The sequence below is a fragment of the Falsiroseomonas sp. E2-1-a4 genome, from assembly GCF_051433165.1.
GTDB lineage: Bacteria > Pseudomonadota > Alphaproteobacteria > Acetobacterales > Acetobacteraceae > Falsiroseomonas.
On record NZ_JBHMFS010000001.1, the window covers coordinates 209603 to 231496 of the forward strand.

Here is a 21894-nt window from a genome sequence, read left to right on the forward strand (position 1 = left end):
ATGAACGAAATACAGATCCCGCGTCGCAACAACCTCGACGCGTTCTGGATGCCCTATAGCGACAACAAGTATTTCAAATCCACCCCGCGCATGCTCGCACGCGCCGAGGGCATGTCCTACTTCACGCCGGAAGGCACTGAGATCCTCGACGGCACCGCGGGGCTGTGGTGCTGCAATGCGGGTCACGGGCGGCGAGAGATCGTCGAGGCGATCCAGAAGCAGGCCGCGATCATGGATTTCGCGCCGACCTTCCAACTCGGCCACCCCATCGCCTTCGAGGCCGCGGCGCGCGTGGCGGAGATGACGCCCGAAGGCATGGATCGGGTCTTCTTCGTCAATTCAGGCTCGGAGGCCGCCGATACCGCGCTGAAGATCGCGCTGGCCTACCACAAGGCGCGCGGGCAGTCGCAGCGGGTGCGGCTGGTCGGGCGGGAACGCGGCTATCACGGCGTTGGCTTCGGCGGCATGTCGGTGGGTGGCATTGGCCCCAACCGCAAGCAGTTCGGCGCCCAGCTTCCCTATGTGGACCACCTGCCGCACACCCACCTGCCGGCCCAGAACGCCTTTGCCAAGGGCCAGCCGGACCATGGCGAGCATCTGGCGGATACGCTGGAGAACCTGGTGGCCCTGCATGGCGACACCATCGCGGCCGTGATGGTCGAACCCGTCGCCGGCTCCACCGGCGTGCTGGTGCCGCCGAAGGGCTATTTGGAAAAGCTGCAAAAGATCTGCACGCAGCACGGCATCCTGCTGATCTTCGATGAGGTGATTACGGGCTTCGGCCGCATCGGCAAGCCCTTCGGCGCGGAACGCCTGGGAGTGACGCCGGACATCATGACCATGGCCAAGGGGCTGACCAACGCCGCCGTGCCGATGGGCGCCGTCGCCACCAGCAACGAGATCTACCAGACCATCGTCGATGGCGTGCCGGCGGGGATCGAACTGTTCCACGGCTACACCTATTCCGGCCACCCGCTGGCCTCCGCCGCCGCCATTGCGACGCTGGACCTGCACCGGTCGGAGGACCTGCCCGGCCGCGCTTTGGCGATGGAGCCCTATTTCGAGGAGGCGGCGCACGCCATGCGCGCCACGCCGGGCGTGACCGATGTGCGGAACATGGGCCTGATCGCCGGCGTGGAGCTGGAGCCGCACCCCGGCAAGCCGGGCGCGCGGGCCATGGAGGTGTTCCGCACCTGCTTCGACAAGGGCGTGCTGGTGCGCGTGACCGGCGACATCGTGGCGCTGTCCCCGCCGCTGATCATCGAGAAGCCGCATGTGGACCGGCTGTTCGGCACGCTGGACGAGGCGATCCGCGCCGTAGCGGCCTGACGGCGCGTAACCCCGGCGCGGGATCACAGGGTTGCATGCGCCGCACGGGTAGCCGGGCGGCGCAATCCCATATATGCGCCCAAACCGATCCCGGAGACTTCCCCGATGGCCGATACCCCCGTTCCCGTCACCGTGCTCACCGGCTACCTCGGTGCCGGCAAGACCACGCTGCTCAACCGCATCCTGTCGGAGAACCACGGCAAGAAATTCGCCGTGGTGATCAACGAATTCGGGGAGCTGGGGGTGGATAACGACCTTGTCGTCGATGCCGACGAGGAAGTGTTCGAGATGAACAATGGCTGCATCTGCTGCACCGTCCGCGGCGACCTGATCCGCATCATCGGCGGGCTGATGAAGCGCAAGGGCCGCTTCGACGGCATCATCGTCGAGACCACCGGGCTGGCCGACCCCGCCCCGGTGGCGCAGACCTTCTTCGCCGATGAGGATGTGAAGCGCGCCACCAAGCTGGACGCCATCGTCACCGTGGTGGACGCCAAGCACCTGTTCGCCCGGCTGGAGGACAGCAAGGAAGCGCAGGAACAGATCGCCTTCGCCGACATCATCGTGCTGAACAAGATCGACCTGGTGACGCCCGAGGAAGCCGATGCGGTGGAGCGTCGCATCCGCGGCATCAACCCCTATGCCGAGATCCGCCGCGCCACGAAATCCGACGTGCCGATCGAGGCCGTGATCGGCCGCGACGCCTTCAACCTGGAGCGCATCCTGGAGCGGGACCCGGAATTTCTGTCCGGCGAGGACGACCACACGCATGACGACGCGGTGATGAGCCTGTCCTTCGAGGCCACCCGCCCGCTGGACCCGGAAAAGTTCAATGCCTGGATCAGCGATCTGCTGCAGAAGAAGGGCCAGGACCTGCTGCGCACCAAGGGCATTCTGTCTTATGCCAATGACGATCGGCGCTTCGCCTTCCAGGCGGTGCATATGATCGCGGATGGCGACTACATCGGCAATTGGAAGGAAGGCGACCCGCGCCGCTCCAAGATCGTCTTCATCGGCCGTGACCTGAACCGCCCGCAACTGCGCCGCGGCTTCGAGGCCTGCCAGGTGCCGGCCTGATGGCAGGGGTGGCGGAAGCGGATTTCCTGCTGGCGCAGCGCGGCGCAACGCAGGAGCTGGGCGGCTGGGTCGTCGCGGCGGTGTTCGACCGCGGCGGGGTGCTGGGCTTCGCGCTGGCGGATGGCACGGTGCGGATCGGCGATGTCACGGCCGAAGCGCATGACGGCGCCATCCTCTCGGCCTGCGCCGATGCCAAGGGCGGCTTCCTGACCGGCGGCGATGATGGCCGCCTGGTGCATACCGCGCCGGATGGCACCGTCACCGAAGTGGCGAAATTCGGCAGCAAATGGGTCGATCACGTCGCCGCCCATGAATCGGGCGTGCGCGCGGCCTCCGTCGGCAAGCTCGCGCATGTGCTGGATGGCGCGGGCAAGATCCTGAAATCCCTGGCGCATCCGTCTTCCGTCGGCGGGCTGGCCTTCGATGCCAAGGGCAAGCGCCTGGCCGCCAGCCATTACGGCGGCGCCTCGCTCTGGTTCGTCGCGGCGAAGGAGGACAAGCCGAAGCTGCTGGAATGGAAGGGCAGCCACCACGCCATCGCCTTCAGCCCGGACGGCACCCATGTGGTGACCGCCATGCAGGAAACCGCGCTGCATGGCTGGCGGCTGGCCGATGGGCAGCACATGCGGATGTCCGGCTACCCGGGCAAGACGCATTCCATCGCCTTCACCAGCCGTGGCCGCTGGCTGGCGACCAGCGGCGCGGAATCCGTGGTGCTGTGGCCCTTCTTCGGCGGCGGGCCGATGGGCAAGGCGCCGACGGAACTCGCCGGGGGGGATGAGGTGCTGTGCAGCGCCGTCGCCTGCCACCCCCAGCATGAAGTGGTTGCCGCCGGCTTCGGCGATGGGCTGGTGCTGATGGCGGAAGTGGCCAGTGGCAAAGTGGTGCCGGTGGCGCCGCCGCGCGGTTCCGCCATCACCAGCCTGGCCTGGAACGCCACCGGTACCAGGCTGGCCTTCGGCACGGAGGCCGGGCTGGCCGGCTTCGTCGATCTTTCGAAACGCTGAGGAGCGCCGCATGGAGATGCCCGTCATCCCGAACATCCGCATGCCGCGCCTCGGCCTCGGCACCTGGCCGATGAAGGGCGCGGAATGCAGCGCCGCCGTGCAATCGGCGCTGTCGCTCGGCTACCGCCACATCGACACGGCGGAGATGTATGGCAATGAGGATGCGGTGGGCGCCGGCCTCGCCGCCAGCAGCGTGCCGCGCGCCGAGATCTTCCTGACCACCAAGATCTGGAACGACAAGCCGAATGGCGCCGCCATCCGCGCGGCGTTCGAGGCCAGCCTGAAGCGCCTGGCGACGCCCTATGTGGACCTGCTGCTGATTCATTGGCCCAGCCCGGAGCTGGAGCTGGCGGATGCCCTGGCGGGCCTCACCGCGATCCGGGCGGAGGGGCGCGCCAAGGCCATCGGCGTCTCCAACTTCCCGCCCAGGCTGCTGCAACGCGCGATCGACCAGGGCGTGGGGCTGTCCTGCCTTCAGGTGGAATATCATGCGCTGCTGGACCAGTCGAAGCTGCTGCAGATCTGCCGCGCCAACGACATGGCGCTGACCGCCTATTCGCCGCTCGGCAAGGGTGAGACGGCCAACCAGCCGGTGCTGCAGGACATCGCCCGCAAGCATGGCGCCACGGCCGCGCAGGTGGCGCTCGCCTGGCTGCTGGCGCAGCCCGGGGTTGCCATGGTGCCGAAGGCGGCCAGCCCGGCGCGTCAGGCCGAAAACCTGGCGGCGCTGGATGTGAAGCTGGATGCGGCGGATCTCGCGGCGATCGCGGCCTTGCCCAAGGACCGACGCTTCGTGAATCCCGCCATGGCGCCCGACTGGGTGAACGGTTGAGGCGATTTTTGACGGGTGGCCCTGGTACCGGGCCGGCCCGAGGCTACTAATCCAGGCGTGACGAGAAGGGGTGGCCACATGGCCGAGGCATCAGAAGACGATCTGGACCTAGGCATCAGCCTGGAAGTGGTGGCAACGCTGGTGGACCATGCCAGGGCGGTGCAGGGCACCGAGGTGGTGGACCTCGATGCCGAGGCGGAGACAGACCCCGACACCGGCGCGGTCGAGGATGAGTTCGACGAGGACAGCCTGCGCGCTGCCATCCTCGCCCTGAACGAGGATGAGCAGGCCGCGCTGATCGGCCTCGCTCTGGTCGGCCGTGGCGATTTCACGCCGGAGGAATGGGAAGACGCCATCACTGAGGGCGCCGAGCGCGACAATGGCGCGGATGCCGCCGAAATCCTGCTCGCCATGGACAATTTTGGCGATCTGCTGGCGGAGGGCGTGGCCGCCTTCGGCCTGTCGATCGAAGACGTCGAGCGGTAGCTACTTCACCGGCGGGGCCAGGACCTTGGCCGGGAAGTTGCAGTGGGCCACGGCAGGGCAGCGCCAGCATTCCGGGGCGCGCGCCTTGCAGATGTAGCGCCCATGCAGGATCAGCCAGTGATGCGCGTCCCGCAGCATGTCGGGCGGGCAGCGCTTCACCAGCCCATCCTCCACCTGCCGCGGGGTCTTGCCGGCGGCCAGGCCGGTGCGGTTGCCGAGGCGGAAGATGTGCGTATCGACCGCCATCGTCTCCTGCCCGAAGGCGACGTTGAGCACGACATTGGCGGTCTTGCGGCCGACCCCGGGCAGCGCCTCCAGCGCCGCGCGGTCATTCGGCACTTCGCCACCATGCCGGTCCAGCAGGAGCTGCGACAGCGCCACCACATTGCGCGCCTTGCCCTGCCACAGCCCGATCCGGCGGATATGCGGCGCCACGCCCTCCACGCCGAGGGCCACCATTGTGGCCGGGGTGGCGGCGGCTTCGAACAGGGTCGCGGTGGCCTTGTTCACGGCCACATCGGTGGTCTGGGCAGACAGGGCCACGGCCACCAGCAGAGTATAGGCATCGCGGAAATGCAGTTCCGTCTCCGGCGCCGGGTTGGCGGCGGCGAGCGCGCGCAGGAAGGCCTCGGCCTGGGCGCGGTTCATCGCCCGCGCCTTGCGGGGCGGGCGGGCGGGGCGGGTGGGTTTCACGATTTCGGACATGGCGGAATGCCAGCCCTACCCCATAGTGAGAAGGGATGTCAGCCACCGCCGAGCCAATCCTGTTCGAAGCCGTCAGCACGCCGTCGCAGAGCCTGTCTGCACGGGGCATGCAGCTGCTGTGCCTGCTCTCCGCCGCCGGGGCCGCGGTGCCGGGCGTGCTGTTCCTGGTACTGGGCGCCTGGCCGGTGCTCGGCTTCCTGGGCGTCGAGGTGGTGCTGGTGCTGTGGATGGTCGCGCTGCACCGGCGCTGGAGCGCCCGGGCGCGGGAGGTGGTGCGGCTGACCGAGCGCCATCTGCACATCGTCACCGCCAATGGCCGCGGCGGGGTGCGGGAGACCGTTTTGCAGCCCTATTGGACCCGTGTGGCGCTGGAGGAGGTGGCGGGCGGCGTGGCGCGGCTGAGCCTGGTGCAGCGCGGACGCCGCGTGGAGGTCGGGTGCTTCCTCTCAGACGCTGAGAAACGCGATCTGGGCGAGGCGCTGAAGGCAGCGCTTCTGCGCTACCGTGAACCCGTTTTCGACAACCCCCAGTTGCACTGAGTGTTAATTCAGTCGGTGGGCGTCAGGCTCTTGATCAGCTCGAAAACCCGCTTGCGGACGGCGGCATCGGTGATCCGGTAATAGGCGCGAACCAGCTCCAGCGTCTCCCGCCGGTGCAGGGTATCGTCCTCGAAGCCTTCCTGTTGTTCCTGGAAACCACCGAAACGGCGGTTGCCCTGGTTACCACCCATCTCGGGCGGCATGTCGTCGAAGAAGAAGCCGATCGGCACATCCAGGACGCGGGAGATGTCGAACAACCGGCTGGCGCCGATCCGGTTCGCACCGCGCTCATACTTCTGAACCTGTTGAAAAGTAAGGCCCAAGGCCTCGCCCAGCTTTTCCTGGCTCATGCCGAGCAGGGTGCGGCGCAGGCGCACGCGGCTGCCGACATGGACATCGATCGGGCTCGGCCGATGTTCCTTTTCGGTTCGTTCGACCACGTCTTCGCTCGGGATGGCCACCACTCGCACTCCAGTCCAGGGAAGTTCATGTCCACCCGTTCAGGGGGCCATCCTGGCCTGGGCGGAGCCGATGCTGGGGCTTGGAAGCGCCCGCCCAGCGGCCGCATCAAGGCGTATCCGGCTGGTCACGAATTGTCAACTCTTTTGAGAAATCTCAATAAAGCTCCCTTACCCCCGGATGCGTCGGATCATGGAGACGCCTCATCGCTACCGGAGGCAACTCGCGAAATCGAACCCAGGGTCGCAACAGCAGATACCAGAGCGAGCAAAACGAGCGGAATCCACAATCCAAGATACGCAAACGGTGTGGCTGACGCCGCGCTCGGCAATGGCGCCACCACCACCCCCGTCTCCGCCAGGCCCATCCGCGCCACCACGCGGCCGCGCGCATCGAAGACGGCCGAGATGCCGGTCTGCGCCGCGCGGACCAGCGGCAGGCCTTCCTCCACCGCGCGCAGCCGCGCCGCGGCCAGGTGCTGGTACGGGCCGGCGGAGATGCCGAACCAGGCATCATTGGTGATGTTCAGCAGGAAGCCGGGGCGGTCCGCCGGGGTCACCGCACCGGGGAAGATCACCTCGTAGCAGATCAGCCCGCCAAAGGCCGGCAGGCCGGGCAGGCGGACGCTGCGCAGCCCGGGCCCGGCGCTGAAATCCAGCGCCGAGACGACGATACGGATCGGCAGCAGGCCGCGCAGCGGGGTGTATTCGCCGAAGGGCACCAGATGCGCCTTGTCATAGGCATCCAGCACCGCGCCCTGCGCATCCAGCGCCACCAGGCTGTTCCAGACCCGGGAGGCGCGGCCATCGGCGCCGAATTCCGCCCGCACGCTGCCGGCCAGCAGCAGAGCGCCGGGCGGCAGCGGGGCGGTGGCGAGTTCCGCCGCGCGCGGGTCGCTGGCCAGCAGAAAGGGGCTGGCGGTTTCCGGCCAGACCACGACGATGCGGTTGCCCGGTACCTCCTGTGCCGCCGTTCGGATGCCGCCGGCGGACAGGTCGATGTAGCGCTGGAAGATCGGCAGGCGGGTGTCCTCCCGCCATTTGGCCTCCTGCGCCACATTGCCCTGCACCAGCACCATGGTGACGGGTTCCGGCTCCGGCTCCTCCGGCCACAGCCGGCCCAGGCCGATGCCGGCGAAGACCAGCAGGGCCAGGCCGCCGCCGATCCAGCCGCGCCGGCCGGCCAGGGGCACCAAGGCGAGCAGGACGGTCGCCAGCGACAGGCCATGCACGCCCACCCAGGCGGCCGCCTGGATCGGCAAACTCGCAAAAGCCCAGACGGTGCCAAGCAGGTTCCAGGGGAAGCCGGTGAAGACCACGCCGCGCAGCAGTTCGGCTGCCAGCCAGGCGGCGGCAAAGGCGAGCGCGGCCGGTACGCCCGGCCTGGCCCAGCGGGCGGCCAGGGCCGGCAGGATGGTGAAGGCGCCCAGCGGCAGGGCCAGCGCCGGCACCGCGATCGGCACCAGCCACCAGAAACGCTCGACCTCGGTCAGGATGGCGTTGGTCAGCCAATGCAGGCCGGCGACATGGAAGCCCCAGCCCCAGGCCAGCCCGATCCAGGCCGCGCGCCGGGCGCTGGGCGCGGCCGTCACCATGATGAACAGGCCGGGCAGGGTGATCAGCAGCACCGGCACCAGATGCACCGGCGGCAGGGCGAGCGCCGTGGCGGCGCCCAGCCCGAAGGCGGTGGCGAGCGCCCGCCAGAAGCCCGGCCCGGCCAGCCGGCGCGTCAGCGCATCGCGCCAGTGGCCGGGGGTGGCAAGGCGGCGGACGACACCCTCACGCGGTGCGGCGCGAGCGGGTTTCACGGCCAGGCCCTCACGCCGCCCCTTGGGCTGCGCAGCCTCAGGCCGTACCGACCGGCGCCTGGGCCACGGCGCCCTGGGCGCCCGGGCCGCGGCGGCTCTGCCACAGCGCCACGAAGTCGATCGGCGCCAGCATCACCGGCGGGAAGCCGCCGTCACGGGTGATGTCGGCCAGGATGTTGCGGGCGAAGGGGAACAGCAGGCGCGGGCATTCCACCAGCAGCACCGCCTCCAGATGCTGCTGCTCCACATTGATGGTGAAGACGCCGCAATAGACCAGCTCCGCGATGAAGCAGGGCGTCTCGCCCACCTTGGCGTCGGCGCGGATTTGCAGCGAGACCTCGAAGACGTTCTGGCCCTGCTCGATCGGGCGGGCCTGCACATCGAGCGCCAGGTCGACCCGCGGCTGCTCGCGCAGGGTCACATAGATCTCGGGCGCGCCCGGCACCTCGAAGGACAGGTCCTTCGTGTACTGGATGTTGAGCTGCAGCGGCGGGGCCGGCTGGCCGTTCTGCGTTGGGCCGGGCACTGGACCGTTCGGGATGGGGGAGGAAGGCGCGTTCAGGTCGGACATCGGGGTTCCCGCTCATGCGAAGATCGGCTGCCGCGGGCTACCACGCGCCACCGCGCCGGGCCAGGGTGAAGCGGGTCACGGCTTGACGTGTGGCGCACAGGCACCAGACGCCTTGACGTGCGCCGCGTAGGCGGCACAACCAACATCCCGCCCAAAGAAGAGTATCCTTTGATGACCCGCGTCTTCTCCGGCATCCAGCCCTCCGGCGTGCCCACCCTCGGCAACTACCTCGGCGCCATCCGCAACTGGGTGCCGATGCAGGACACGCATGAGGCGATCTTCTGCGTGGTGGATCTGCACGCCATCACCGTCTGGCAGGACCCGAAGGAGCTGGCGCGGCAGACGCGGGAAATGGCGGCGGCGCTGATCGCCTGCGGGCTGGACCCGAAGCGCTGCACCCTGTTCCTGCAATCCCATGTCCATGCCCATACGCGGCTGGCCTGGATCTTCAACTGCGTGGCGCGGCTGGGCTGGCTGAACCGGATGACCCAGTTCAAGGACAAGGCCGGCAAGGACCGCGAGGCCGCCTCCAGCGGGCTGTACGTCTACCCCAACCTGATGGCCGCCGACATCCTGACCTACCACGCGACCCAGGTCCCGGTGGGCGACGATCAGCGCCAGCATCTGGAGCTGGCAAATGACATCGCCCAGAAGTTCAACCACGACTACGGCGTGGAGTTCTTCCCGAAGATCGAGCCGCTGATCCAGGGCGTCGCCGCCCGGGTGATGTCGCTGCGGGATGGCACGAAGAAGATGTCGAAGTCCGACCCCTCAGACCAGTCGCGCATCAACCTGACGGACGACCACGACGCCATCGCCCAGAAGATCCGCAAGGCGCGCACGGATGCCGAGCCGCTGCCGGGCCATGCCTCGGGCCTGGAGAACCGGCCGGAAGCGCGCAACCTGATCGGCATCCTCGCCGCCATCACCGGCACCCTGCCGGAGAACGTGCTGCGGGAGCATGAGGGCAAGGGATTCGGCGCGTTCAAGGAAGTGCTGGTGGGCGCCCTGGTCGCGCATCTGGACCCGATCCGGAAGGAGATGTCCCGGCTGCTGGACGATCCGGCGACGCTGGACGCCCAGCTTCGCCTCGGCGCCGACCGAGCGGAGGCGATCGCAGCCCCGATCTGCGCCCGGGCGGAGGAGATTGTCGGGTTCCTGCCGCGCCGGTAGTTCCCTCATGCGCCGGCGCCCCCTTCGGGCGCTTGGCTGCGCGGCAGAAGCCGCGGCGCCCGTTCGGGCGCTCGCCCGCCTTCGGCGGCCGCAGGTGGCACGCCATGAGGCTCGCTACATCCGGCTGCCGAGGAACCATATCCACAGCGGCAGGGTGATGATGGACACCACATGCTCGCTGGTGGTGATGGCCGCCATCAGCGGCGCATCGCCACCCATGGCGCGCGCCATCACATAGCTGGTCGCCGCCGTGGGCAGCGCCATCAGCATCACCACGATGGCGGTCGGCAGCGGCGCCAGGCCGAAGGCGCTCGCCAGGCCGAAGGTGATCAGCGGCACCACGCCCAGCTTCAGCACCGCCGTCGCCACCTGCGCCAGCGGCCGGTCGCCCAGCCCCTTCAGCGTCAGCGCCGCGCCCACGCACAGCAGCCCGAGCGCCACCGAGGCCTGCCCCAGCACCCGCACCGTCGGGCTGAGCCCCGGCGGCAGGCCGCCGAGCAGGGACAGCGCGAAGCCCAGCGCGCAGGCGATGATCAGCGGGTTCAGCAGCACCTGCCGCAGCAACCGCCCCGGCCGCACCCGGCCTTCGCCGCCGAAGGCGAAGGCCAGCGTGGTGATGGTCTGGACCATCGGCACGATCAGCCCGGTGCAGATGGCACACAGCGCGATGCCCGCCGGCCCCCAGATGGCCCCCGCAATGGCGAAGCCCATCAGGTTGTTGAAGCGGATGCCGCCCTGCAGGATGGAGGTCATGGCCGGATGCGCCACCCCCAGCCCACGCGCCAGCACCAGTGAAATCGCGGTCCCGGCCAGCAGCGCCCCCCAGATCGTCCCCGCCAGCCCGCCCACCGGCAGATCCGCCAGCCGCATACTGGCCAGGGCGGTGACGATCAGGCTGGGCAACAGCACCCAGAAGACCAGCTTTTCAATGCCCGCCCAGATCGTGTCGTCGCGCAGCAATTGCCGGCGCAGCAGCGCGCCCAGGGCCAGCAGGCCGAAGACCGGCACGAAGGCGTCCAGCCAATGGGTCATAGAGTCCGAATCATCCGGTCAGACGCCTCGATAGGTTGGCGCCCATCCTGCGGAAGCCGTCACTGTCGCGCCACCGCCACGACATAGAGGCAGGGTTGCGTTGGGGAAGGAGTCACCGCGAGGCGAGGGCAGCGGTCCGACGCCTCAGGCACCCCGCACCGGCTCCGGCGCTTCCTCCGGTGCCGAGGCCGGGACCGAAGGGGCGGTGGCACCGCGGGCGATGTCCTGCAGGCAGGCGGCTTCGCCGCGCCGGGCAGTCCCGATGGCGCGTGCGGCGGCGAAGGCCACCAGCAGCCCGGCACCGGGCGCGTCGTCGCGGTAAAAGAACAGATCCAGGTGGCATTGCGGGCCCTGGTAGTGCCAGATCTCGGCATGGCCCTCCTCCCGCCGCAGCCGGGGTTCGCCGAGCCAGGCGAGGACCGCACCGGGTGGGTGACCCACCAACTGCCCCGCCATGGCGGGTGGCGCCCCGGCCGCCGCATTGCGGGACGGCAATGGGGCTGGCGGGGTGGATGGCGCGACCGAGCCCTCCCCCCCGGCTGCAACCGGGCGCGGGACGATGCCGGCGAGGCTGGCCTGATGCGAGGCCAGCGCCTCCTGCAACACCACCACCGGGTCGGCCCGGTCCGGCTGGGCGCAGGCCGCGCCCAGCAGCAGGGATGCCAGGGTGGGAAGCCGTAGCCACCGCAGCGGATGCGCCCGCGACACCGGAACGGCGCCGCGGGGCTGCATCAGCCCTCCGCGTAGGCGGCGCGCGGCGCCGGGCCGGGGGAGACCTGCGCGTCGCCCAGCATCTCCATCTTGCCGGAGATCTGGCCGCCATCCTCGACCATCAGGCGGCGGCAGCGCGCCGTGCCGATGACGCGGCCGGTGCCGCGGATGACCAGCTGGCCGCGCGCCGTCAGCGTGCCGTCGAAGGTGCCGGCGATCTCGGCATCCTCGACCTGGACCTCGCCCTTGAACACGCCGGTCTGGCTGATGGACAGCTCCGTCGCCTGGATCATCTGGCTTTCGACAGTGCCCTCGACCACCAGGCGCTCGGCATCGGCCACGGTGCCCTGCAGGCTGATGCCGCGGCCGACGACCAGGGTGCGACGATCCGGCGCCTGCGGGCGCGGCGTCGGCATGGTCGGCGCGCCGCCGGGCTGCTGGCCGCCGCCCATGGGGCCACCCATCTGGCTGCCCATGGGGCCGCCCATTTGCGGCGGGCGCGGCGGAATGGCGGTGCCGGCGGGCGGCGTCGGGCCGGTCGGCATGGTGGGGGTCGGCGGCTTCGGGGCGAGGCTCATGTTGGAAGCATCCCTGGTGGGTCGGTTGGGCGCGCCCAGATCGGGGTCGCGAGAGGTCGGAACGGTGGCGGATTGCGGCTCGGGGCTGGGCTCGGCGGGCTTTTCTTCCCGGCGACGGCCGAAGACATTCATCATCGTCCCCCTTCTGTGGTGTCTCGCGGCAGCATCGCGACCGGGCGCAACAGGCGACCGGGCGCAACCGGCGCCGAATGGTCTGGCGGGCGCGCTGCCGGCGCACCGTACAGAAGCATCGGCTAACACGCGCCACCGCGTTCAGACAACGCCGCGGCGCGATGCAACCGCAATTCTCCCCAACTCATCCACCGGAAGTTCAGGGCGGAAAGTTCCGGGGCGTCATCCTGTTCAGTCCCGCCGATGCAGCAGATGCGTCATCGCGGCGGTACCGAGCACCGGTACCAGCAGATTCGCCAGCGGCACCGCGGCCAGCAGCGCCAGCACGCCACCCAGGCTCCAGATCGCCAGGCGCCGCTGCCGGCGCAGCGCATCCGCCGAAACGCGTTCCATCCGCCGCAGGGCAACGCCCTCGAACAGCCCGTCGCCCAGGAAGATCGCGGCCACCGCCCATAGCAGCACCACGCCCACCACCGGCAACAGCAGGGACAGCGGCAGCAGGACCAGGGTCAGGCCGACCAGCTTCGCCGCCATCACCGCCGCCCCCCAGGCCTGCACCGCCGTGCTGGCGCCCTGGGGTGGCGGCAGGGCCGGGTAGTGGCGGCGTTCCACCGCCTCCGCCACCCCATCCAGGAACAGCCCGGCCACCGCCAGCAGCAGCGGAATGAACAGCCACCAGGCGGCCACCGCCACCAGCACCACCCCGGCCGTGGCGGCAGTGGTGGCGAGCCACCCCTCGCCCCCCGCCACGGCGCCGAGGCCCCAGGCGGACAGCCAGGCCAGCCCCGACAGCCCGGCCAGCGCGCCCAGCGCGCCGAAGAACAAGGGGCGCCGGAAGGCGGGGTCGGGGATCTGGCGCAGCGCCAGCAGCAGGGGTTGCAGCATGGCGGCGGAGATGGACCGGCGCGGCGGCCGGGCCAAGCGGGACGCCGGTCACGTGCCCTTCAGCTTTGTCTGGTCCAGCTTTGTCTGGCCCAGCTTTGTCTGGCCCAGCTCTGTCTGGCCCAGCTCTGTCTGGCCCAGCTTTATCTGGCACGGGCTAGCCTTGGCCCCGCCCTTCCGGCAGGTTCCGCGGCAATCGCACAAGGCTTCACCCCAGATGACCAACGCCCCCCCGCCCACGCTCGACCTTCTCGGCATCGGCAATGCCATCGTCGATGTGCTGGCCCGTGCCGAGGACGGCTTCCTGGCCACGCATGCCATGACCAAGGGCAGCATGGCGCTGATCGACACCGCGTCGGCGGAACGGATCTACGCCGCCATGGGTCCGGGTGTGGAAGGCAGCGGCGGCTCGGCCGCCAATACCTGCGCCGTCGCCGCGGCGCTCGGCGCGCGGGTCGGCTTTCTCGGCAAGGTGGCGGCGGATGAGCTGGGCCGCGTCTTCTCGCATGACATCCAGGCCGCCGGCGTGCGCTTCCCGACCGCGCCGCTGTCCGGCGGCGCGCCGACCGCGCGCTGCCTGATCCTGGTGACGCCGGATGGCCAGCGCACCATGAACACCTTCCTCGGCGCCTGTGTCGCCTTCGGCCCGGACGATGTGGATGTGGCGGAGGTGGCGTCCGCCGCCGTCACCTACCTCGAGGGCTACCTGTTCGACCCGCCCGAGGCCAAGGCCGCCTTTTTCAAAGCCTCCCAGGCTGCGCACGCGGCCGGTCGGAAAATCGCCCTGACCCTGTCGGACCCCTTCTGCGTCGGCCGCCACCGCTCCGCCTTCCAGGAATTCGTGAAGAACGAGACCGACATCCTGTTCGCCAACGAGGCTGAGATCCTGTCCCTGTACGAGACGGAGGATCTGGACGCCGCCGTGGCACGGGTGCGGCAGGAGGTGTCGCTGGCCGCCATCACCCGGTCCGAGCATGGCAGCCTGGTGGTGGCCGGTGCCGAGCAATGGCAGGTCGCCGCCGTGCCGACGCAGGTGGTGGACACCACCGGCGCCGGTGATGCCTATGCCGCCGGCTTCCTGGCCGCCCTGGCCCAGGGCAAGGCGATGGCCGAATGCGGCCGCTGGGGGTCGGTGGCGGCGGCGGAGGCGATCAGCCATTTCGGCGCCCGCCCGCAGGCCGATCTGAAGGCGCTCGTCGCCGGCTGAGCCGGCGGAACTGTTACGGAAACGGGGTTTAGCGCGGCCTGGAACCAGGGCGCGCCACCCCGCGTTGCTACCTCCAACGGGCCAATCCAGGCCTGAGAAGGAGGCTCGGCATGCGAATTCAACCCGCCCTGATCCTGGCCAGCGCCCTGATTCTTCCCTGGGCCGCCAAGGCCCAGATGACCGAGCCGATGCCCCGGGCGCCGATGTCCCAGGGCCCGATGCACCAGGCGCCTATGCACCAGGCGCCTATGCACCAGGCGCCTATGTCCCAGCAGGGACCGCATGGCTCGGCCACCGGCAGCACGATGCCTGGCATGGGCAGCAGCGCGATGCCTGGCATGGCCATGGGCCAGTCCGACATGGACACCGCGGCCGCGGAGAATTTCCTGCGGGAGGCGCGGCAGGCGCTCGCGGCGGGGCGCATGCGTGAGGCCCGCGTCAGCCTGGAACAGGCCGAGACCCGCCTGCTCACCCGCTCCGTCATGCCGAGCCAGGCGGGCACGCCGATGGATCGCGGCCCGGTCGCGGCCATTTCCTCGGCGCGTGAGGCGCTTGACCGGCGCGACCGCGCCGCGGTGAACCGCCATATCGACCAGGCGATGGCGCAGCTTCGTGAGCCGAAGCCGATGATGGGTGGCAACACCGCCACCGGCCACGGCATGCCGATGGCCCCGTCCGGCGGCGGTGGCGCGGGTGGCCAGGCTGTGCCGCGCAACCTCGGCCCGGCGCCGGCGCCGATGTTCCAGCCCGGCCCGATGCCCAGCCCCGGCCGCATGTAGGGCGCTGCCGGGCAGCCCCGCCCACAAGACGGGGCTGCCCCGGGCCGACGCGATGCGGTTCTCGCTCGCTTTTTGGCGGTTTCCGCCTTATGTGTGCGCCGCATCAAAGCCAATGGCCCAGCGAAGTGCCTGGATGACCGTCCCGTGACGGTCATGCCCGGGACGGCGGGGGTCGGCGCGAAGTGGTTCCTCGGGATCGCTCGCTGAAACTCTTAAGGCCGGAACCCGGACGCACCCATGGATATTCGCAACGTCGCGATCATCGCCCACGTCGACCACGGCAAGACCACCCTCGTCGACAATCTTCTGAAGCAGGCCGGCGCCTTCCGCACCAACCAAGTGGTGGCGGAACGCGCGATGGACCGCAACGACCTCGAGCGCGAGCGCGGCATCACCATCCTTGCCAAATCCACCGCGGTGGAATGGAAGGGTGTGAAGATCAACATCGTGGACACCCCTGGCCACGCCGATTTCGGCGGTGAAGTCGAGCGCATCCTGTCGATGGTCGATGGCGCCGTGGTGCTGGTCGATGCCGCCGAGGGCGTGCTGCCGCAGACGAAATTCGTGCTGACCAAGGCGCTGGCCCGCGGCATCCGCCCGATGGTCGTCGTCAACAAGGTGGACCGCCAGGACGCCCGTCCCGACGAAGTCCATAACGAGATGTTCGACCTGTTCGCCGCACTCGGCGCGGATGACAACCAGCTCGACTTCCCGATGCTGTTCGCATCCGGCCGCCAGGGCTGGGCCGACACGACGATGGACGGTCCGCGCAAGGACCTGTCGGCCATGTTCGACCTGATCCTGTCGCATGTGCCGGCGCCGGGCCTCGACCCGAACCTGCCATTTGCCATGAACGCCGCGATCCTGGAGGCCGACAATTTCCTCGGCCGCATCCTGACCGGCCGCATCGAGCAGGGCACCGCCCGGCTCAACATGCCGGTGAAGGTGCTGCGCCGGGATGGCTCCGTGGTCGAGACCGGGCGTCTCACCAAGCTGATGACCTTCAGTGGCCTGGACCGTGTGGTGGTGGAAACCGCCTATGCCGGCGACATCATCGCGATCGCCGGCCTTGGCAATGGCACCATCCCGGACACCATCTGCGATCCGGCCGTGATGGAACCGCTGCCGGCCATCCCGGTCGATCCGCCTACCCTGTCCATGACCTTCCGCATCAATGACGGCCCGCTCGGCGGCCGCGAGGGCAAGAAGGTCACCTCCCGCCAGATCCGCGACCGGCTCTTCAAGGAGTCCGAGGGCAACGTCGCGATCTCCATCAAGGTGTCCGAGGAAGTGGACGCCTTCGAGGTGGCCGGCCGCGGCGAATTGCAGCTTGGCGTGCTGATCGAGCAGATGCGCCGCGAGGGTTTCGAGCTCACCATCGGTCGCCCACGCGTGCTGACGCGCGAGAATGCCGAGACCGGTGAGCGCGAGGAGCCGTTCGAGGAATGCCTGGTCGACGTTGATGAGGAATACTCCGGCGTCGTCGTCCAGAAGCTGTCCCTGCGGAAGGGCCAGATGCAGGACATGCGGCCCTCCGGCGGCGGCAAGCTGCGCCTGACCTTCCTGATCCCGTCGCGCGGCCTGATTGGCTACCATGGCGAGTTCCTGACGGACACGCGCGGCACCGGCATCATGAACCGCATCTTCGCGGGTTATCAGCCCTGGGCCGGCCCGATCGAGGGCCGCCGCAACGGGTCCCTGATTTCCAACTCCGATGGCGAGGCGATCCAGTATTCGCTGTTCTCGCTGCAGGAGCGTGGCACGCTGTTCGTGGACCCGGGTGTGAAGGTCTATGTCGGCATGATCCTGGGCGAGCATTCCCGGGACAACGACCTGGATGTGAACCCGATCAAGGAAAAGAAGCTCACCAACATCCGCGCCGCCGGCAAGGATGAGGCGCTTCTGCTGGTGCCGCCGCGCCGGATGAGCCTGGAACAGGCCATCGCCTATATCGAGGAAGACGAGCTGGTGGAGGTGACGCCGAGCGCCATCCGCCTGCGCAAGCGCTACCTCGACCCGCATGAGCGCAAGAAGAACGCGCGCAAGTCGGACAGCGAAGCGGCATAAGCCGCTCGGAGCTGAGACAATTGGAGGGCGGCACCGTTGCCGGTGCCGCCCTTTTCGTGTCGGGCGCCAAAGGCGCCGCCTATTTGCGCCATTGGCACGCCGCGCCTGCTCCCCTTCCCGCCCCGGCCCTAGCCTTGCCCCAATCGAGGTGTGAGAGCAGGAAGCCCATGAGCGCGGATCAGGATAACCCTTCCCCCTGGCGCGGCCCGCGCGGGGGGCGTGGCTGGCAGGACCTGGCGGGAAGCTGGGGCCGTACCGGCCAGGGCGCCGCGACCCGCCGCAGCGACAGCCCCGCACGGCCCGCCACCGGCAAGGCGGGGGCGCAGCCCGCCTGCTGCCGGGCGCCCGCGGAGGGCGATGCCCATTTCGCCGGCCGTCCGGCCGCGGATGTGCTGGCCCTGCGAGGGGTGACCCTCACCCAGCTCATCATCGCGATCAATGTGCTGGAGCCGGGCCTGTCGCTGCATCTGGATCGGGATGGCGGGTTGGGCTTCGTCGACCACGCGGGCGAGATAATGCCCTTCAGCGGCGACCTGACGATCCGGGGCGCGACGCTGCGCTTCACCGGGGTCACCAACATCATCCTGGTCTGAAGGGGGGCCCCTGCGACGCGCCGCCGGAGGAGGTCCGGTCTGTAGAAGTGCGGCGCGCCGCAGGGCCGGACCCGGGCGGGGGGCGCCACGAGACCGTCATGTGAAGCCTACACCGCTATCGCTGCGCGCCCAAAAGGGTTTCGCGTGCCCGGTCATGCGAAGTTGGCGCGCCTCCCATGTCTGTGAAGCGCGCTTTGCTTTCGATCACGTTTCTGCGGCACACTCCGCCCACGCAACGGTCGGATCCTTGGATGCGCGCTATCAGATTGCAGCTCGACTCGCGCGGGCGGGTGCTGCTGACACCCGCCTTGCGGGCAGCGACCGGCCTTGTGCCTGGCGTGAAGCTCCAGGTGGCGGTGGAGGATGGAGAACTGGCCATCGCGCCCGGCGACGATGCCGAGCGCGGCCGCCAGCCCACGCTGGATGGCAAGGGCCGGCTGACCCTGCCGGGCCAGCTTCGCAAATCGCTGAACCTGGTGCCGGGCACGGTGCTGCTACTTCGGGTGGATCAGCCCGGCTTGCGGCTGGTAACGCCGGGGCGGCTGCTCGGCCGGCTGAAGGCAGCGCGGCTTGCGCTGACCGAGGCTTTGCAGGACTGAAGCTCTCGGCGTTTCCACGCGGAGGCAAAACCTTCTAGACCGTCCCAGCCTCCCCGGGCTGGGGGGCGGCCAAAAAGGAGTTCCGCTTGCCCAACCCGTTCCGCGGCGCCCTGAGCCGGGCGCCCCTTCTCCGGGATCGGCGCTTCCTGATCCTGCTGGCGCTGGGCTTTTCCGCCGGCGTGCCGCTACCGCTGACGGCCTTCACCCTGCGCCAGTGGTTCTCCGAATCGGGCGTCTCGCTCACCGCCATCGGGCTGACGGCGCTGATCGGGCTGGCCTATGCGTTCAAATTCCTCTGGGCGCCGGTGCTGGATCACGCGGCGCCGCCGGCCTTCCGCTGGCTCGGCCGGCGGCGCGGCTGGCTGGCCAGCATCCAGCCGGTGCTGGCGGCGGCGATCCTGGGCCTCGGTTTCACCGATCCGGTGAATGCGGCGCAGGTCACGGTGATGGTGGCGGTGCTGGTCGCCTTCCTGTCGGCCAGCCAGGACATCGTCGTGGATGCCTACCGGATCGAGGTGCTGGAGGAGAGCAACCAGGGCTACGGCCTCGCCTGCTACATCTGGGGCTACCGGGCGGCACTGCTGGCCGCCAATGCCGGGGCGCTGACCATCGCGGAATTCGCCGGCTGGACAGCCGCCTTCGCCTATTGCGCAGCGCTGGTCGGCATCGGCTTCGCGGCCGTGATGTTTGGGCCGGAGCCGGAGGCGCCGCCGGTGGTGGTGCTGCCCTGGGCGCGCCGGTTGAAACTGGCCGTGGTGGACCCCTTCGTGGACTTCATGGGCCGCCGCTACTGGGTGGCGATCCTCGCCTTCGTCGCGCTGTTCAAACTGGGGGAGGCGCTGGCCGGAATCATGACCGCGCCCTTCTACCGCTCGCTCGGTTTTTCGCGGCTGGAGATTGCGGCGGTGGGCAGCGTGTTCGGGCTGTTCATGACGCTGGGCGGTGCGCTGGCCGGCGGCTGGGTGGTGGCGCGGCTGGGTACCGCGCGGGCGCTGATCTACACCGGCATCCTGCAGATGCTGTCCAACCTGATGTATGTGGCGCTGGCCCAGACGGGCTATTCGATGCCGATGCTGTGGCTTCAGGTGGGGGTGGAGAACTTCACCGATGGCCTGGCCGATGCCGCCTTCGTCACCTACCTGTCCGCACTGACCAGCCGCAGCTTCACCGCCACGCAATATGCGTTGCTGTCCTCCCTGGCCGCGGTGCCGCTGCGCACGCTGGGGGCTGGTAGCGGCTGGCTGGCGGAAGGGTTGGGCTGGTCCTGGTTCTTCGGCCTGACCACCCTGGCCGCGCTGCCGGCCATGGTCATCATGCTGTTCCTGCTGAAACACTTGCCGCCGCCCGCTCAGCCCGTGGTCCAGCCCGCGCGAGACCTGACCGGATGATGGCGAGCCCCTACTTCCTGACACCGATGCTGCTGGTGTTCTCCAACGTGCTGATGACCTTCGCCTGGTATGGCCATCTGAAGCAGCCCGCTTGGCCGTTGTGGCTGGCGGTGGCGGCGAGCTGGGGCATCGCCTTCTTCGAATACTGCTTCGCCGTGCCGGCCAACCGCATCGGCTACGGCACCTTCACAGGGCAGCAGTTGAAGGTGATGCAGGAAGTCATCACGCTGGCGGTCTTCGCCGTGTTCAGCGTGATGTTCCTGGGCGAGCAGCTCCGCTGGACCTAATTCGCGGCCATGGGCTGCCTGGTGGCGGCGGTAATCTTCATATTTCTGCCGGTGGATTGAGACTCAGGTCCCCAGCAGGCGGTGCTGGCGCAGGAAGCTCAGCAGGGGCAGCAGGGGCAGGCCGAGGATGGCGCTATGGTCACCCTCCACCTTCGCCATCAGATGCACCCCCGGCCCTTCCAGCCGATAGGCGCCGACGCTGGACAGCACCGCATCGCCCTCGGCGGCCAGATAGGCGTCGAGGAAATCCTCGGAAAAATCCCGCATGGTCAGGCGCGGGGTGGTGACGTCCTGCCAGATGCGCTGGCCGCCGCGCCAGGCCACGGTGGCCGTCACCAGCTCATGCCGCCGGCCGCGCAGGGCCAAAAGCTGGCGACGCGCGGCCGCCATATCTTCCGGCTTGTCGTACCAGCGCGGCACGCCGGCTTCATCGGTGCAGGTCAGAAGCTGGTCGCAGCCGATCACCAGCGCCTCCGGCCGCTTGCGTGCCACGCGCATGGCCTTGGCCTCGGCCAGCATGATCGCGGCCTCGGCGGGCGGGATATCCTCCGCCTGGGCAGCTTCCTTGATCGCGGCCTCATCCACCGCCGCGGCCACTGCCTCGAAGCGCAGCCCGGCCGCCTCCAGCAGCGCCCGGCGCGTGACCGAGGCGCTGGCCAGCACCAGGGCCGGCTCCGCCGCCTGCCGCATCAGGCGGGCAGGCCGGCGGCCGGATCAGTCGGGCGCGGCGGCTCCGGCGGCCGCGCGCCGCGGCGGGCGTGCCAGGCCTCCATCAATTGCAGGACGGTGGCCGCCGTCTCCTCGATCGAGCGCCGGGTCACATCGATCACCGGCCAGCCATAGCGGGTGCAGAGCCGACGGGCGGCCTGGATTTCCGCCTTCACCGCCTCATGGTCCACATAATCCGTGGCGTCGTGATGCACGCCATGCGCGCCGATCAGCTTCAGGCGGTGGCGGCGGATCTCGATCAGCGCATTGGTCTCGATATGCAGGCCGATCACCGGGCAGGGCGCGGTTTCCAGTTCCACCGGCAGCGGCGCGCCGGGCACCAGCGGCACATTGGCCGCCTTGATGCCGCGATTGGCCAGGTAGAAGCAGGTGGGCGTCTTGCTGCTGCGGGAGACGCCGACGATGCAGACATCGGCCTCCGCGATGCCGGCGGTGCCCTGGCCGTCATCATGGGCCAGCACATAGTGCATGGCGTCGATCCGGCGGAAGTAGTCCGCATCCATCACGTGCTGCGCGCCGCGCTTTTCCCGCGCCGGAGCGCCGATGGCCTGCTGCAGCATCTCCATCACCGGCTCCAGCGGCGACATGTATTCGATGTGCAGGCGCTGACAATGTTCCTCCAGCGCATGCCGCAGGCTGCGATCCACCAGGGTGAACAGCACCGGGCCGGGCTCGGACTGGATCCCCTCCAGCACCCGGTCGAGCTGAAGTCGGGAGCGGATCAGCGACCAGCGATGATGGATGACATGCGGGTCCTCGAAGCGGGACAGGGTGGCGCGCGCGATGGAATTCAGCGTCTCCCCCGTGCTGTCGGAGACGAGGTGCAGGTTGATCGTTCGGCTGGGCATGGTGATGCGCCTGGCTCCGGGTGGTTTCCCCAAGCTTCCGGCTTACCGCATGGCGGCGGCGCATGACAGGGCGGCAC

The 21894-nt window shown here is 69.3% G+C and carries 24 protein-coding genes; 14 read left to right on the forward strand and 10 right to left on the reverse strand.

The window, feature by feature from the left end; genetic code table 11:
• From ACFHNC_RS01055 to ACFHNC_RS01075, 5 genes are all read left to right on the forward strand, one after another.
• Window positions 1-1329: an aspartate aminotransferase family protein gene (locus tag ACFHNC_RS01055; protein ID WP_437167344.1), complete on the forward strand. Its 1329-nt coding sequence runs from the start codon at window positions 1-3 to the stop codon at window positions 1327-1329.
• 105 nt (window positions 1330-1434) lie between these two features.
• A complete protein-coding gene (locus tag ACFHNC_RS01060) occupies window positions 1435-2406 on the forward strand; it encodes a CobW family GTP-binding protein (protein WP_437167345.1) in 972 nt (323 codons plus the stop codon).
• Complete coding sequence (locus ACFHNC_RS01065; protein ID WP_437167346.1) at window positions 2406-3413, forward strand: WD40 repeat domain-containing protein; 1008 nt, start codon at window positions 2406-2408, stop codon at window positions 3411-3413. Before ACFHNC_RS01060 ends, ACFHNC_RS01065 begins: the two co-directional genes overlap by 1 nt.
• Window positions 3414-3423: 10 nt before the next feature.
• Complete coding sequence (locus tag ACFHNC_RS01070) at window positions 3424-4245, forward strand: aldo/keto reductase (protein WP_437167347.1); 822 nt, start codon at window positions 3424-3426, stop codon at window positions 4243-4245.
• Between the two features lie 78 nt (window positions 4246-4323).
• Window positions 4324-4731, forward strand: a complete 408-nt coding sequence (locus ACFHNC_RS01075) for a DUF3775 domain-containing protein (protein ID WP_437167348.1) — start codon at window positions 4324-4326, stop codon at window positions 4729-4731.
• Here the strand turns inward: ACFHNC_RS01075 and nth are convergent, their stop codons facing one another.
• Window positions 4732-5436, reverse strand: coding sequence for an endonuclease III (nth, locus tag ACFHNC_RS01080; RefSeq protein WP_437167349.1), 705 nt, complete (start codon window positions 5434-5436; stop codon window positions 4732-4734).
• A 35-nt stretch (window positions 5437-5471) separates the two neighbouring features.
• Here nth and ACFHNC_RS01085 point away from each other — a divergent pair, with 35 nt between their 5' ends.
• Window positions 5472-5975, forward strand: a complete 504-nt coding sequence (locus tag ACFHNC_RS01085; protein WP_437167350.1) for a DUF2244 domain-containing protein — start codon at window positions 5472-5474, stop codon at window positions 5973-5975.
• An 8-nt stretch (window positions 5976-5983) separates the two neighbouring features.
• Here ACFHNC_RS01085 and ACFHNC_RS01090 read toward each other — a convergent pair whose 3' ends face one another.
• The 3 genes from ACFHNC_RS01090 to secB all read right to left on the reverse strand — a co-directional run bounded on the left by ACFHNC_RS01090 (window position 5984) and on the right by secB (window position 8812).
• Complete coding sequence (locus tag ACFHNC_RS01090) at window positions 5984-6430, reverse strand: helix-turn-helix domain-containing protein (RefSeq protein WP_437167685.1); 447 nt, start codon at window positions 6428-6430, stop codon at window positions 5984-5986.
• A gap of 194 nt (window positions 6431-6624) precedes the next feature.
• On the reverse strand, window positions 6625-8241 hold the full coding sequence (gene lnt / locus ACFHNC_RS01095) for an apolipoprotein N-acyltransferase (RefSeq protein ID WP_437167351.1): 1617 nt from the start codon (window positions 8239-8241) through the stop codon (window positions 6625-6627).
• A gap of 37 nt (window positions 8242-8278) precedes the next feature.
• Window positions 8279-8812 (reverse strand): protein-export chaperone SecB, encoded by a 534-nt coding sequence (secB, locus tag ACFHNC_RS01100; RefSeq protein WP_437167352.1) that lies wholly within the window; start codon window positions 8810-8812, stop codon window positions 8279-8281.
• Window positions 8813-8983: 171 nt separating this feature from the next.
• Here secB and trpS point away from each other — a divergent pair, with 171 nt between their 5' ends.
• On the forward strand, window positions 8984-9985 hold the full coding sequence (gene trpS, locus ACFHNC_RS01105) for a tryptophan--tRNA ligase (protein ID WP_437167353.1): 1002 nt from the start codon (window positions 8984-8986) through the stop codon (window positions 9983-9985).
• A 114-nt stretch (window positions 9986-10099) separates the two neighbouring features.
• Here trpS and ACFHNC_RS01110 read toward each other — a convergent pair whose 3' ends face one another.
• From ACFHNC_RS01110 to ACFHNC_RS01125, 4 genes are all read right to left on the reverse strand, one after another.
• Window positions 10100-11017: an AEC family transporter gene (locus ACFHNC_RS01110; RefSeq protein ID WP_437167354.1), complete on the reverse strand. Its 918-nt coding sequence runs from the start codon at window positions 11015-11017 to the stop codon at window positions 10100-10102.
• A 144-nt stretch (window positions 11018-11161) separates the two neighbouring features.
• Window positions 11162-11749 carry a hypothetical protein gene (locus ACFHNC_RS01115; protein WP_437167355.1) on the reverse strand — a complete coding sequence of 196 codons (588 nt, stop codon included), beginning with the start codon at window positions 11747-11749 and terminating at the stop codon, window positions 11162-11164.
• The gene (locus ACFHNC_RS01120; protein ID WP_437167356.1) at window positions 11749-12306 is read right to left on the reverse strand and encodes a bactofilin family protein; all 558 of its coding nucleotides are present in this window, start codon (window positions 12304-12306) and stop codon (window positions 11749-11751) included. Before ACFHNC_RS01120 ends, ACFHNC_RS01115 begins: the two co-directional genes overlap by 1 nt.
• A 363-nt stretch (window positions 12307-12669) precedes the next feature.
• A complete protein-coding gene (locus ACFHNC_RS01125; protein ID WP_437167357.1) occupies window positions 12670-13359 on the reverse strand; it encodes an EI24 domain-containing protein in 690 nt (229 codons plus the stop codon).
• Window positions 13360-13537: 178 nt separating this feature from the next.
• On the opposite strand from ACFHNC_RS01125, the gene ACFHNC_RS01130 reads away from it, so the two are divergent.
• The 7 genes from ACFHNC_RS01130 to ACFHNC_RS01160 all read left to right on the forward strand — a co-directional run bounded on the left by ACFHNC_RS01130 (window position 13538) and on the right by ACFHNC_RS01160 (window position 20240).
• Complete coding sequence (locus ACFHNC_RS01130) at window positions 13538-14527, forward strand: adenosine kinase (RefSeq protein WP_437167358.1); 990 nt, start codon at window positions 13538-13540, stop codon at window positions 14525-14527.
• A 110-nt stretch (window positions 14528-14637) separates the two neighbouring features.
• The gene (locus ACFHNC_RS01135) at window positions 14638-15306 is read left to right on the forward strand and encodes a hypothetical protein (protein ID WP_437167359.1); all 669 of its coding nucleotides are present in this window, start codon (window positions 14638-14640) and stop codon (window positions 15304-15306) included.
• Between the two features lie 237 nt (window positions 15307-15543).
• A complete protein-coding gene (typA, locus tag ACFHNC_RS01140; RefSeq protein WP_437167360.1) occupies window positions 15544-17373 on the forward strand; it encodes a translational GTPase TypA in 1830 nt (609 codons plus the stop codon).
• A gap of 167 nt (window positions 17374-17540) precedes the next feature.
• Window positions 17541-17966: a hypothetical protein gene (locus ACFHNC_RS01145; protein WP_437167361.1), complete on the forward strand. Its 426-nt coding sequence runs from the start codon at window positions 17541-17543 to the stop codon at window positions 17964-17966.
• 251 nt (window positions 17967-18217) lie between these two features.
• Window positions 18218-18565 carry an AbrB/MazE/SpoVT family DNA-binding domain-containing protein gene (locus ACFHNC_RS01150; protein WP_437167362.1) on the forward strand — a complete coding sequence of 116 codons (348 nt, stop codon included), beginning with the start codon at window positions 18218-18220 and terminating at the stop codon, window positions 18563-18565.
• Between the two features lie 86 nt (window positions 18566-18651).
• Window positions 18652-19953, forward strand: coding sequence for an AmpG family muropeptide MFS transporter (locus ACFHNC_RS01155; RefSeq protein WP_437167363.1), 1302 nt, complete (start codon window positions 18652-18654; stop codon window positions 19951-19953).
• Window positions 19950-20240 (forward strand): DMT family protein, encoded by a 291-nt coding sequence (locus ACFHNC_RS01160; RefSeq protein WP_437167364.1) that lies wholly within the window; start codon window positions 19950-19952, stop codon window positions 20238-20240. The genes ACFHNC_RS01155 and ACFHNC_RS01160 overlap by 4 nt, the downstream gene beginning before the upstream one ends.
• A 63-nt stretch (window positions 20241-20303) precedes the next feature.
• On the opposite strand, the gene ACFHNC_RS01165 is transcribed toward ACFHNC_RS01160, so the two are convergent.
• Both ACFHNC_RS01165 and ACFHNC_RS01170 read right to left on the reverse strand, forming a co-directional pair.
• Complete coding sequence (locus tag ACFHNC_RS01165) at window positions 20304-20930, reverse strand: Maf family protein (protein WP_437167365.1); 627 nt, start codon at window positions 20928-20930, stop codon at window positions 20304-20306.
• Window positions 20930-21817: a pyruvate, water dikinase regulatory protein gene (locus ACFHNC_RS01170; RefSeq protein ID WP_437167366.1), complete on the reverse strand. Its 888-nt coding sequence runs from the start codon at window positions 21815-21817 to the stop codon at window positions 20930-20932. Before ACFHNC_RS01170 ends, ACFHNC_RS01165 begins: the two co-directional genes overlap by 1 nt.
• Window positions 21818-21894: the final 77 nt, after the last annotated feature.